Source organism: Modestobacter sp. VKM Ac-2984 (genome assembly GCF_026967985.1).
Taxonomy (GTDB): Bacteria; Actinomycetota; Actinomycetes; order Mycobacteriales; family Geodermatophilaceae; genus Modestobacter.
Window position 1 is genome coordinate 286,745 of the sequence record NZ_JAPVBJ010000001.1, and the last position, 12,468, is coordinate 299,212.

At 74.1% G+C, this 12,468-nt stretch carries 9 protein-coding genes; 5 read left to right on the forward strand and 4 right to left on the reverse strand.

What is annotated here, in order from left to right:
- Nucleotide 1: 1 nt before the first annotated feature.
- On the reverse strand, nt 2-325 hold the full coding sequence (locus tag O2W16_RS01395; protein ID WP_269157007.1) for an Rv2175c family DNA-binding protein: 324 nt from the start codon (nt 323-325) through the stop codon (nt 2-4).
- Between the two features lie 13 nt (nt 326-338).
- Between O2W16_RS01395 and O2W16_RS01400 the strand changes: the two genes are divergently transcribed.
- The 4 genes from O2W16_RS01400 (at nt 339) to O2W16_RS01415 (ending at nt 5,899) form a co-directional block, all read left to right on the forward strand.
- Nucleotides 339-1,493 (forward strand): alpha-hydroxy acid oxidase, encoded by a 1,155-nt coding sequence (locus O2W16_RS01400; RefSeq protein ID WP_269157008.1) that lies wholly within the window; start codon nt 339-341, stop codon nt 1,491-1,493.
- 193 nt (nt 1,494-1,686) lie between these two features.
- Nucleotides 1,687-3,693 (forward strand): Stk1 family PASTA domain-containing Ser/Thr kinase, encoded by a 2,007-nt coding sequence (locus tag O2W16_RS01405; protein ID WP_269157009.1) that lies wholly within the window; start codon nt 1,687-1,689, stop codon nt 3,691-3,693.
- 10 nt (nt 3,694-3,703) lie between these two features.
- Entirely contained in the window at nt 3,704-4,588 is an 885-nt protein-coding gene (locus tag O2W16_RS01410; protein WP_269157010.1) for a deoxyribonuclease IV, read from the forward strand.
- A 150-nt stretch (nt 4,589-4,738) separates the two neighbouring features.
- Nucleotides 4,739-5,899, forward strand: a complete 1,161-nt coding sequence (locus O2W16_RS01415) for a S8 family peptidase (RefSeq protein ID WP_269157011.1) — start codon at nt 4,739-4,741, stop codon at nt 5,897-5,899.
- Between the two features lie 58 nt (nt 5,900-5,957).
- Here the strand turns inward: O2W16_RS01415 and O2W16_RS01420 are convergent, their stop codons facing one another.
- The 3 genes from O2W16_RS01420 to O2W16_RS01430 form a co-directional block, all read right to left on the reverse strand.
- A complete protein-coding gene (locus O2W16_RS01420) occupies nt 5,958-7,466 on the reverse strand; it encodes a GntP family permease (RefSeq protein ID WP_269157012.1) in 1,509 nt (502 codons plus the stop codon).
- A gap of 317 nt (nt 7,467-7,783) precedes the next feature.
- Nucleotides 7,784-8,836 carry a threonine aldolase family protein gene (locus tag O2W16_RS01425; RefSeq protein ID WP_269157013.1) on the reverse strand — a complete coding sequence of 351 codons (1,053 nt, stop codon included), beginning with the start codon at nt 8,834-8,836 and terminating at the stop codon, nt 7,784-7,786.
- Nucleotides 8,836-10,173: a class II 3-deoxy-7-phosphoheptulonate synthase gene (locus O2W16_RS01430; RefSeq protein WP_269157014.1), complete on the reverse strand. Its 1,338-nt coding sequence runs from the start codon at nt 10,171-10,173 to the stop codon at nt 8,836-8,838. Before O2W16_RS01430 ends, O2W16_RS01425 begins: the two co-directional genes overlap by 1 nt.
- A gap of 158 nt (nt 10,174-10,331) precedes the next feature.
- On the opposite strand from O2W16_RS01430, the gene O2W16_RS01435 reads away from it, so the two are divergent.
- The gene (locus O2W16_RS01435; RefSeq protein WP_269157015.1) at nt 10,332-12,449 is read left to right on the forward strand and encodes a methyl-accepting chemotaxis protein; all 2,118 of its coding nucleotides are present in this window, start codon (nt 10,332-10,334) and stop codon (nt 12,447-12,449) included.
- Nucleotides 12,450-12,468: the final 19 nt, after the last annotated feature.

Consider the following 12,468-nt stretch of genomic DNA (forward strand, 5'->3'; position numbering starts at 1 on the left):
GCTACAGCGCCAGGGCCTGGGCCCGGCGGGTGACCTCGGTGTGCCGGTCGTCCCGCAGGGCCTGCACCGGCGTGCCCGGCAGCGAGTCGTCCTCGCGGAACAGCCACTCGAAGGCCTCCTCGTCGGTGAACCGGCCGTCGTAGAGCACCGTGAGCAGGCCGGGCAGGTGCTTGAGGATGACCCCGTCCTGCACGAAGTCCACCGGGATCTTGCTGTTGCCGCTGCCGGGCACGGCCATGAGCTTCCGCTCGGCGATCAGCTGACGGACCTTGTTCGTCGAGACGCCGAGCTGCTCGGCGACCTCCGCGGGGGTGTACGTGTCCATAGGCTGCCAGCCTATGGCGCACAGTGCAGCCCCGGCGAACGGTCCCCGACTCAGCCAGCCGCAGCGGAGCAGCGATGCCCCGGCCGTCCCGGACGAACCCGGCCGCGAGCCGCCGTACCTGGACCTCGACGCGCTCGCCGAGCGGGCCAGGCAGCTGTTGCCGGCCGACGTCGCCGACTACTACGCCGGCGGCGCCGGCACCGAGACGACCCTGGCCGAGGCGCCGGCCGCCTGGCGGGCGTGGCGGCTGCGCCCCCGGGTGCTGCGGGGGATCGCGAGCCCGCAGCTGGGCACCACGCTGCTGGGCGCGGAGGTGGCCACCCCGATCGGGGTCGCCCCGTGGGCCTACCAGGCGATGGCGCACCCGGACGGCGAGCTGGCCACGGCCCGCGGCGCGGCCACGACCGGCGCGCTGATGACCGTGTCGACCAGCGCGACGACCTCGCTGGAGGAGGTCGCCGCCGCCCGCCCGGCCGGGCCCCGCTGGTTCCAGCTCTACCGGCTGCACTCCCCCGCCCACACCGACGACCTGGCCCGCCGCGCCGGGCAGGCGGGCTACGGCGCGCTCGTGCTCACCGTCGACCTGCCGGTGCTCGGTCGCCGGCACCGCGACCTGCGGCACGACTTCGCGCTGCCCGCGGGGCTCCGGCTGGCCAACCACCCGCCCGTGACGGGGCCCCAGCCGCCGCTGGCGGCCGCCGAGACGCCGACCTGGACCTTCGCCGACATCGGCCGGTTCGCCGACGTCTCCGGGCTGCCGGTGGTGGTCAAGGGGGTGCTGCGCGGCGACGACGCGGCCTGCTGCGTGGCCGCCGGGGCCGCGGCGGTGTGGGTCTCCACGCACGGTGGGCGGCAGGCCGACCCGGCGGTCGCCAGCGCCGAGGCGCTGCCGGAGGTGGTCGAGGCGGTCGGGGACGAGGCCGAGGTCTACGTCGACGGGGGCATCCGCACCGGGTCCGACGCCCTCACCGCCCTGGCGCTGGGCGCCCGGGCGGTCTTCCTCGGCCGGCCCACGGTGTGGGGGCTGGCCACCGGGGGCGCCGACGGCGTGGCCCGGGTGATCAGCGGGCTGACCGAGGAGCTGGCCCACACCATGGCCCTGTGCGGAGTCGACGACGTGCGGGCGGTGCCGCGCGACACCGTCACCCGGCCGTGGCCCGGCCGGTGAACGACGGGTCGGCGCGCCGTCCGGGCACAGCCGCCCCACTGGCCACCGGCGCCCCGGACCGACCACCTCGGGCGGCCCCACGCGTCCACCTGGTCACTCCAGGTCCCTGGAGTCCAGACCGTGACCTGCCAGCTCGCGTCGTTCGGGCCACGCACCCCGATCCGCTCCTAGACTCGCCGGTGTGGAGACCGTCGTGACCGACCCCGTGGTCGGCCTCGTCCTCGAGGGGCGCTACCGCCTCGAGGAGCGTCTGGCACGTGGCGGCATGTCCACCGTCTACGCCGCCACCGACCTGCGCCTGCACCGCACCGTGGCCGTCAAGGTGATGGCCGAGCACCTGGCGCACGACCCCGCCTTCGTCGATCGGTTCACCCGGGAGGCCCGGGCCACCGCGATGCTCAGCCACGTCAACGTGGTGTCGGTCAGCGACCAGGGCAGCGACCAGGGGCTGGTCTACCTGGTCATGGAGCTGGTCCGCGGCCGCACGCTGCGCGACCTGCTGCAGGCCCGCGGCCGGCTGACCGTGGGCGAGGCGTTCGCCGTCCTGGAGCCGGTGCTGTCCGGGCTGACCGCGGCCCACCGGGCCGGGATCGCGCACCGCGACGTCAAGCCGGAGAACGTGCTCATCTCCACCGACGGCCAGGTCAAGGTCGCCGACTTCGGGCTCGCCCGCGCGGTGGCCGGCACCGGGCAGACCAGCCACACCGGCGGCGTGCTCATCGGCACGGTCGCCTACCTCTCCCCCGAGCAGCTCGAACGCGGCCGCAGCGACGCCCGCAGCGACGTCTACGCCGCCGGCGTGATGCTGTACGAGCTGCTCACCGGCCACCCCCCCTACGCCGGCGACACCCCGCTGGCGGTCGCGTACCAGCACGTGCACCACGACGTGCCGGTGCCCTCGGGCGAGGTGCCGACGGTGCCGTGGCAGGTCGACGAGCTGGTCACCCGGACCACCCGGCGCGACCCGGCGGCCCGGCCGCTGGACGCCGGCGCCTTCCTGGCCGAGCTGACCGACCTGCGCGCCGACCTGGGCCTGGCCCGCGTCCCGGTGCCCACGGGCCTGCCCGCCGACAACCCGGCCACGCTCCGCCCGACCAACCGCCCGACCGCGCCCCGCCCCCGGCAGCCCAGCGCGCCGGGCGGGCGCGCCGGCGACCCGCGCACCGAGGTGATCGGCGGCCCGGTGGACCGCGGCCGGGGCACCACGGTGCTGCCGGGCATGGGCTCGGGCGCGACCACCGCCGTGGGGGGCGCCCGCCCGGGCATCGGCCCGCGTCCGCCCGCCGTCCGCCCCGGGGTGCCCCCGCACATCCGCCGTCGCCGTGCCCAGCTGGGCATCGCGGTGGTGCTGCTGCTCGCGGTGACCATCGGCGCGATCGGCTGGTGGCTGGGCGTCGGGCGCTGGACCGAGGTCCCCGACCTGCTCAACAAGGACCAGGACACCGCGGTCGGCCTGCTGCAGGAGGCCGGCCTGGACCCGGTGCTGACCGAGGAGCGGTTCAGCGAGACCGTCCCGCCCGGTGCGGTGATCGCCGCCGAGCCCGCCGCGGGCGAGGCGATCCGCGGCTCGGACGTGGAGATCGTCGTCTCCAAGGGGCCGGAGCGCTTCGCGGTCGACCCGGCGCTGGCCGGCCAGCCCGCCGAGGCCGTCCTCGCCCAGCTGCAGACCCAGTTCCCCGACCTGGCCTTCGCCACCGAGGAGGACTACAGCGACGACGTCGACTCGGGCAACGTGATCCGCTTCGACCCCGCGCCGGGCACGGAGCTCAAGCGCGGTGACACCGTCACCGTCGTGGTCTCCTCCGGCCGGGCGCCCGTCGCGGTGCCCAACGTCGTCGGTCAGAGGCCGGACGCCGCCGAGAGCAACCTCGAGCAGCTGGGCTTCACCGTCGAGCGGGCCACCGGTCGCAGCGCCGACGTCGCCACCGGCGCGGTCATGGCGGTCAGCCCCGGGCCCGGTGCGGGCGCGCAGCCCTACGGCAGCCCGGTGACGATCACGGTGTCCGAGGGCCTGCCCCAGGTGGCGGTCCCCGACGTCACCGGCAAGAGCCGCGAGGAGGCGATCGCCACCCTCGAGGAGGCCGGCCTGGAGGCCGAGGTCACCCAGTTCTTCGGCAACCAGGTGCTGCGGCAGACCCCCGGGGCCGGCGAGGTCGTCGACCTGGGCTCGTCGGTCACCATCCTGGTGACGTTCGGGTGACCTGCACCCCGTGACCCCCTCTCCTGCCGTGCTGCCCGCGATCGGGGCGCACATCCAGATCAAGGGCGGCCTGGCCAAGGGTGGGCTCGCCTACACCGACGCCGTCGGCGCCCGCGCCGTCCAGGTGTTCGTCGGGAACCCGCGCGGCTGGCGGCCCAGCGCCGGTGACCCGGTGCAGGACGCCGCGTTCACCGCCGGGTGCGCCGAGCGCGGGGTGCCCTCCTTTGTGCACACGCCGTTCCTGGTGAACGTCGGGTCCCCGAACGAGGCGACGGTCGAGCAGTCGATCGCGACGATCCGGCACAACCTCGCCCGGGCCACCCAGCTCGGGTGCGCGGGGGTCGTGGTGCACGCCGGTTCAGCGGTCGACGCCGACCGGTACGAGGACGCGCTGGCCCAGCTGCACGAGCGGCTGCTGCCGGTGCTCGACGAGCTCCCCGAGGGCGCACCCCGGCTGCTGATCGAGCCGACCGCCGGCGGGGGCAGGTCCCTGGCGGCGACCGTCGAGGACCTGGGCCCCTACCTGGCCGCCCTGGACCACCACCCGGCCGTGGGCGTCTGCTTCGACACCTGCCACGCCTGGGCCGCCGGGCACGACCTCGCCACCCCGGGCGGGATGGCCGCCACCCTGGCGGCACTGGAGGCCACCGTCGGCCCGGGCCGGCTGGGGCTCGTGCACGCCAACGACTCCCTCGACGGCTGCGGCTCCACCCGCGACCGGCACACCACCATCGGGGCCGGCTCGATCGGTGCCGCGCCGTTCGCCGAGCTGCTCACCCACCCGGCGATGGCCGGGGTCCCGGTGGTCGTGGAGACCCCCAGCGCCGACGACGGCCACGCCAAGGACATCGCGCTGCTCTGTGCCCTGCGCGACGGCGTTCTCGTCCCCGGCTGACCCGCCTCTGCCGCGACTCGCCGAGTGGCAGGAAACGCCGGACGCAACCGATTCCACGGCCTGGCACCTTCCACTGGTACAACCCAACGGTTTCACTCTCCGTGTCGAACTCGCAGCTGATTGCGACGACCTGGACCGAGGAGAACCGCCGTGCACATCCGCAGGACCCTGGCCACCGCCGCCGTGGCCGCCCTCACCCTCACCGGCGTGGGCCTCACCACCGGGACCGCCGCCGCCGCCCCGGGCGATGCGGCCACCTACATCGTCAGCCTCACCCCCGGTTCGGTGCCCGCCTCCGTCGCCGCCCTGGCCACCTCCCGGCTGGGTGGCCACGTCGAGCACGTCTACACCGCGGCGCTGGACGGCTTCGCGGTCACGCTGCGCCCCGAGGTCGCCGCCCGGCTCGCCACGCTCCCCGGGGTCGCCGCCGTCGAACGGGACGCCCCGGTGCAGCTGGAGGCCACCCAGTCCAACGCCACCTGGGGCCTGGACCGCACCGATCAGCGGGACCTGCCGCTCAGCGGCTCCTACAGCTGGGGCGCCACCGGCGCAGGCGTCACCGCCTACGTCATCGACACCGGCATCCGGCTCGCGCACCGCGACCTCGGTGGCCGTGCGGTCTCCGGCTACGACGCGGTGGACGGCGGGCGGGCCGACGACTGCAACGGGCACGGCACGCACGTCGCAGGCACCGTCGGCGGCTCGCGGTACGGGGTGGCCAAGGGGGTGCGGCTGGTCGCCGTCCGGGTGCTGGACTGCGCCGGCAGCGGCACCACCGCCGGCGTCATAGCCGGGATCGACTGGGTCACCGCCCACCACCGGGCGGGCGCCCCGGCGGTGGCCAACATGAGCCTGGGCGGCGGCGCCAGCAGCGCGCTGGACCGGGCCGTGGAGCGGTCCATCGCCGACGGGGTCGGCTACGCCATCGCCGCCGGGAACGGCGACGCCGCCGGGGTCCCGCAGGACGCCTGCGCCGGGTCCCCGTCCCGGGTGGACGCCGCCCTCACCGTCGGCGCCACCGACCGTTCCGACGCACCGGCCTCGTTCAGCAACTACGGCGCCTGCGTCGACCTGTTCGCACCGGGCGTGGGCATCACCAGCGCATGGCACACCGCGAACACGGCCACCAACACGATCAGCGGGACGTCGATGGCCACCCCGCACGTGGCCGGCGTCGCAGCGCTCTACCTGGAGGGCGACCCCGCCGCCTCCCCGGCCGCGGTGGCCGAGGCGATCACCGCGGCGGCCACCAAGGACCGGGTGGCCACGACGCGCACCGAGGACAACGACCTGTTGTTCAGCACCTGGTGAGCCGCGGTCGGCCGGGTCGTCCGCTCGCGCGGGCGACCCGGCCGGCCACGATCGGGCGCTAGACGACCAGGCTCAGCGCCCAGGCGATGGCGAAACCGACCACCCCGATCAGCGTCTCCATCACCGTCCAGGTCTTCAGGGTCGTCTTCACGTCCATCTCCAGGAACCGGCCGACCAGCCAGAACCCGGAGTCGTTGACGTGCGAGAGCACGGTGGCCCCACAGGCGATCGCGATGACCACCAGCGCGGTGTCCAGCCGGGACAGGTCGTTCTCCGCGACGGCCGGGGCGATCAGTGCGGCGGTGGTCAGCAGCGCCACCGTCGCCGACCCCTGGGCGACCCGCAGGCAGGTCGCGATCACGAAGGCCGCGACGATCACCGGCAGGCCGATCGACTCCAGGCTCTCGGCCAGCGCGGTGCCGATGCCGCTGGCGCGCAGCACCCCGCCGAACATGCCGCCGGCACCGGTGATCAGGATGATCGCCGCGACCGGACCGATCGAGGAGTTGAGCAGGTCCTCGGTCTCCGAGCGCGAGAACCGCTCGCGGCTGAGCACCGTGGCGGCAACCAGGAGCGTGATCAGCAGCGCCACCGGCGTCTGGCCGAGCAGGGTCACCCAGTCCAGCCAGCCGGCCTCGCCGTCGACCGCGCCGGCCGTGGCCAGGGTGTTGAAGCCGGTGTTGAGCAGGATGAGCACCAGCGGCAGGAGCAGCAGGGCCAGCACGGTGCTGAACTTCGGCGGTCCGGTCCGGGTGGCCGTCGACGTCGCCGTCCCGGCGGTCACGGTGGCGCCGCCACCCGTGCCGCCCGTGCCGCCCGTGCCGCCCGTGACGCCACCGTCCGGGCCGGCCGCGTCGTCGACGTCGGTGTCGACCCGGGGGTCGTCGGCCTCGGACTTGCGGCCGGCCATGGTGGAGGGGATCGGCACCATGACCTGCCGGCCGATCCACTTGCTGAACAGATAGCAGGAGATGAACCAGGTGGGCAGGCCGATGACCAGGCCGACGACGACCAGGAGCCCGATGTCGGCGCCCAGGATGTCACCGGCGCCGACCGGCCCGGGGTGCGGCGGCACGAAGGCGTGCATGACCGCGAAGGCCCCCGCCGAGGGCAGTGCGTAGAGCAGCACCGACCCACCGAACTTGCGGGCGACGCTGAAGATGATCGGCAGGAAGACGACGAAGCCGGCGTCGAAGAAGATCGGGAAACCGAACAGCAGGGACGCGACCCCCAGCGCGAGGGGGGCCCGCTTCTCGCCGAACCGGTTGATCAACGAGTCCGCCAGCACGGTGGCGCCGCCGGTGACCTCGAGCAGCTTGCCGATCATCGCGCCCAGCCCGACGAGCAGCGCGACGGCGGCCAGCGTCGAGCCGAACCCGGCCAGCAGCGTGTCGATGACGTCCCCGATGGGGATGCCGGTGGCCAGCGCGGTCAGCAGGCTGACCAGCACCAGCGCCACGAAGGCGTGCACCTTGAACTTCATGATCAGGACGAGCAGCACGGCGACGGCACCCACGGCGATCAGCAACAGCGGCGTGGTGCCCAGGGCGGGTTCGACTTCTGGCACGGGGGACCTCTTCGAGTCGAAGGCGACGCGGACTCGACCGCGGGCGCGGACGAGGACACCACTCTGGCAGTGGTGATCACCTGCGCGCGAGTGCTCGCCGGGTGTCGGACGGGTCCGGCTGCGGCATCATCGGCCGGGCGGCCGGTGGCGCCGCGATCCGGGTAGGTGGGGGATGTCCCGAGCCGGGCGACGGCTGCGCCGGGCGGTGAACCCCGTCTCGACCGGCTTCTCGACGTGGTGGTGTCACAGCGCGCTGCGCCGTGCGGTGCTCCGCCGCCAGGAGCGCCGCCAGGGGCGCCGCTGACCCCGTCGCCGGCTCAGCCTGCGAGGTCGCCGATCACCTGGGTGAGCACCTTGGCGGCCCGCTCCACGCCGTCCCGGTCGACGTCCAGGTGGGTGACCAGCCGGACCCGCCGGGCGCTGACCTGGCCGACCAGCACCCCCTGGGCCTTGGCCGCCTCGGCCACGGCCGGGGCGGGGACGTCGTCGACGACCACCATGTTGGTCTCCACCGTCGCCGGGTCGACGCCGAGGCGCTCGGCGAGCAGGCGGGCGTGCTCGTGGTCGGTGGCCAGCCGGTCGAGGTGGTGGTCCAGCGCGTAGGAGGCAGCCGCGGCGAGGACCCCGACCTGGCGCATCCCGCCGCCGAGCCGCTTGCGCCACAGCCGGGCCGCGGCGATCCGCTCGGCGCTGGCGACCAGCACCGACCCGACCGGTGCGCCGAGCCCCTTGGACAGGCACACCGACGCGGTGTCGGCCAGCCGCCCGTAGGTGGCCAGCGGGACGCCGGAGGCCACGGAGGCGTTGAAGACCCGGGCGCCGTCGAGGTGCACGTTGACCCTGGCGGTGCGGGACCAGGCGAACAGCCGCTCCAGCTCGGCGAGCGGCTGCACCAACCCGCCGCCGCGGTTGTGGGTGTTCTCCACGGCGATCGCGGCCGTCGCGGTGAGGTGCCAGTCCCCGTGCGGGCGCACCTGGGCGATCAGCTGGTCGGCCGACAGCCGGCCCCCCTCGGAGACGACGGTGCGGGAGGAGAGCCCGAACAGCGCCGCCGCGGCACCCATCTCGTAGGTGAGGACGTGCGCGTCGGCGTCCCCGAGCACTTCCTGGCCGGGCTCGCAGACCAGCCGCAAGCCGATCTGGTTGCCCATCGTCCCGGACGGCACGAACAACGCGGCCTCGTGGCCGAACAGCTCGGCGACCCGGGCCTCCAACGCGTTGACCGTCGGGTCCTCGCGGTAGACGTCGTCGCCCACCTCCGCCTCGGCCATCGCCCGGCGCATCGCCGGGGTCGGCCGGGTCAGCGTGTCCGAGCGCAGGTCCACGACGTCCCCGCGGGTGGCCGGGCCGTCGGTGTCGATGCCGTACATCAGCTGCGCAGCATCTCGGTGACCAGGAACGCCAGTTCCAGCGACTGACCGGTGTTCAGCCGCGGGTCGCAGGCCGTCTCGTACCGGCTGTTCAGGTCGGCGTCGCTGATCTCCATGGCCCCGCCCAGGCACTCGGTGACGTCCTCACCGGTGAGCTCGACGTGGATGCCGCCGGGCCAGGTGCCCAGCCCGCGGTGCACGTCGAAGAAGCCCAGCACCTCGTCGACCACCCGGTCGAAGTGCCGGGTCTTGTACCCGCTGGGCGACTCGTGGGTGTTGCCGTGCATCGGGTCGCACTGCCACACCACCTGGTGGCCGCTGGCGGTGACCTTCTCCACGATCCCGGGCAGGACGTCGCGGATCTTGCCGTTGCCCATCCGGCTGATCAGCGTGAGCCGGCCGGGGACGCCGTCGGGGTCCAGCCGCTCGACCAGCTCGGTCGCCTGCTCCGGGGTGGTGCCCGGACCGATCTTCACCCCGATCGGGTTGGCCAGCTTGGAGACGAACTCGATGTGCGCGCCGTCCATCTGCCGGGTGCGCTCGCCGACCCAGACGAAGTGCGCGCTCAGCGCGTACGGGCGGCCCTCGTACATCCGGGTCAGGGCGCGCTCGTAGTCCAGGATCAGCGCCTCGTGGCTGCTGTAGAGCTCCACGCCGCGCAGCGCCGCGTCGTCGATGCCGCAGGCCTTCATGAAGGCCAGCGCACGGTCGATCTCCTGGGCGATGACCTCGTACCGCACGCCGGCCGGGGAGCTGGCGACGAAGTCCTTGTTCCAGTCGTGCACCGCGTGCAGGTCGGCCAGCCCGCCCCGGGCGTAGGCGCGGATCATGTTCATCGCCGCCGCCGAGTTGGCGTAGGCACGCACCAGCCGGTTCGGGTCGGGGATCCGCTCCGCCAGCACCGGGTTCAGCGAGTTGACCATGTCGCCGCGGTAGGACGGCAGCCCGAGCGCGTCGGTGTTGGACGAGCGGGGCTTGGCGTACTGCCCGGCCACCCGGCCCACCTTGACCACCGGCACGCTCGCCCCGTAGGTGAGGACGACGGCCATCTGCAGCAGCGTGCGCGTGGTCGCCTGCAGGTGCGGCTCGGTGTTCAGGTCGAACGTCTCGGCACAGTCGCCGCCCTGCAGCAGGAAGGCCTTGCCCTGGGCGACGTCGGCCAGCTGTTGGCGCAGGGTGTCGACCTCGGCCGGCGCCACGATGGGCGGCACGCTCGACAGGGTCGACAGCACGGCGTCGACGGCGGCCCGGTCGGGCCACTCCGGCTGCTGGGCGGCGGGCAGTCCCCGCCACCGGTCCAGGTCCGGCAGGAGCTCGGCGGGTTCAGGGAGGCTCACCCCCTGAGGGTACGGCGCACCGCTCCCCCTCCGGGGATCCCGTCCGGCTGGTGGGACGCCCCTGCTGTCCCACCGGTACCGAAGATCGACTCGACTGCCGATGAGCTGCGCGAGGCGGGGATCTCTCCCGTCTGGGGAAGCGGGCCAGGGGAGCACACGTGCGCAAGGACATCAGGACGAAGGTGGTGGCGCTGGCTGTGGCCAGCGTCACCGTGACGGCGGCGGCCATGCTCGGGGTGAGCGCCTGGCAGAGCGAGGAGTTCGCCGACGACGCCAAGGCCGATGTCCGCGAGATGGTCCAGCAGAGCATCGAGCAGACCGCCGACGGCGTGTACGACGTCGTCTCGAGCCAGGGCGACTCCACGGCCGCGGCCGTCGACAGCGACCTGCAGGTGGCCGGCTACGTGCTGGAGCAGGCCGGCGGTTTCGGGCTCGGCTCGGCCACCCGCAACACCGTCGCCTGGGACGCGAAGAACCAGGTGACCAGCGAGGTCGTCCCCGTCGCGCTCCCCCGCGTCGAGGTCGGCGGGACGTGGCTGGGCAAGAACGCCGACGTCGCGGTGCCCACCCCGGTCGTGGACCAGGTGCAGGACCTGGTCGGTGGCACCGCGACGGTCTTCCAGCGGATGAACCCCGCCGGGGACATGCTCCGGGTGGCGACCAACGTGGTCAGCGCCACCGGCACCCGGGCGATCGGCACCTACATCCCCTTGGTGGGCGCGGACGGGACACCCAACCCCGTCCTCTCGGCCGTGCTCAGCGGACAGACCTACCGCGGGACGGCGTTCGTCGTCGACTCCTGGTACGTCACCGCCTACGAGCCGCTGCTCGACGAGGCCGGCCAGGTCATCGGCATGCTGTACGTCGGCGTGAAGCAGGAGAACCTGCCCGCCCTGCGGGAGAGCCTGCAGACCACCACCGCCGGGGAGAACGGCACCGTCTGGGCCCTCGGCGGCACCGGCGACCGCGCCGGCACGGTGCTGATCAGCCAGGACGGCCAGTCGGAGGGCACCTCCCTGCTGGAGGCGCAGGACGCCGACGGCGAGCCCTGGATCCAGGAGGTGGTGGCAGCCGCCGTCGGGCTGCAGCCGGGTGAGCAGGCGACCGTCCGGTACCGCGACGCCGTGACCGGCTCGCACACGGTGCAGGTCAGCTACTACGCACCCTGGGACTGGGTGCTGGTGGTCGACGCACAGGACAGCGACTTCGCCGCCGCCGTCGACCGGCTCGACGAGGGTCGTTCCGCGATGTTCAGCGCACTGGTGGTCTGTGCCGTGCTGGTCGGGCTCGCCGGGCTGGCGCTCGCCTGGTGGCTGGGCCGCCGGCTGACCGCGCCGCTGGACGCACTGCGGCAGCGGATGGCCGAGATCGCCGACGGCGAGGGCGACCTGACCCAGCGGGTCGACGACTCGGCACAGGACGAGGTCGGCGAGCTCGCCGGCGCCTTCAACCGGTTCGTCGACAAGGTGGCCGGCACGATCCGGGACATCGGCTCCGCTGCCGGGTCGCTCGCGGTCTCCGCCTCCGGCGTGGCCCGGGTGGCCGACGGGCTGAGCGAACGCGCCACCCGCAGCCGGGACCAGGCCCGGCACGCCCACCAGGCGGCCACGGACATCAGCGCCGGCGTGACGTCCGCGGCGGCCGGGGCAGAGCAGATGGGCTCGGCGATCCGGGAGATCGCCCGCAGCGCGAGCGACGCCAGCCACGTCGGTCAGGGTGCCGTCGAGCTGGCCGCCAGCACCGAGATCGCGATCGCCGCCCTGGGCACCAGCTCGCGGGAGATCAGCGACGTGGTCAAGGTCATCTCCGCCGTCGCCGAGCAGACCAACCTGCTGGCGCTCAACGCCACCATCGAGGCGGCGCGGGCCGGTGAGGCGGGCAAGGGCTTCGCCGTGGTCGCCACCGAGGTCAAGGAGCTGGCCCAGGAGTCCTCGCGGGCCAGCGAGGAGATCCACCAGCGGGTGCAGTCGATCCAGGCCGACACCAGCGCCGCGGTCGGTTCGATCAGTCAGATCGTCGCGGTCATCCGGGAGATGAACGACCACCAGACCACCATCGCCAGCGCGGTGGAGGAGCAGACGGCGGTCACCAACGAGCTGTCCCGCAGCGTCAGCTCGGTGGCCGACGGGGCCAGCTCGGTGACCGACACGATGAACGACGTCACCACCGACGCCGACCGCACCGCCGCCGACGTCGACTTCGCCCGCACCGCTGCCCGGGAGCTGGACCAGCTCTCCCGGGAGCTGAACCGGCTGATCGACGTCTTCACGGTCTGACGGACCCCGGGCCGCCGGC

Excerpts from the sequence above, each read along its gene's own strand:
- O2W16_RS01395 (WP_269157007.1), bottom strand. The coding sequence starts at position 325 with ATGGACACGTACACCCCCGCGGAGGTCGCCGAGCAGCTCGGCGTCTCG.
- O2W16_RS01400 (WP_269157008.1), top strand. The coding sequence starts at position 339 with ATGGCGCACAGTGCAGCCCCGGCGAACGGTCCCCGACTCAGCCAGCCG.
- O2W16_RS01425 (WP_269157013.1), bottom strand. The coding sequence starts at position 8,836 with ATGTACGGCATCGACACCGACGGCCCGGCCACCCGCGGGGACGTCGTG.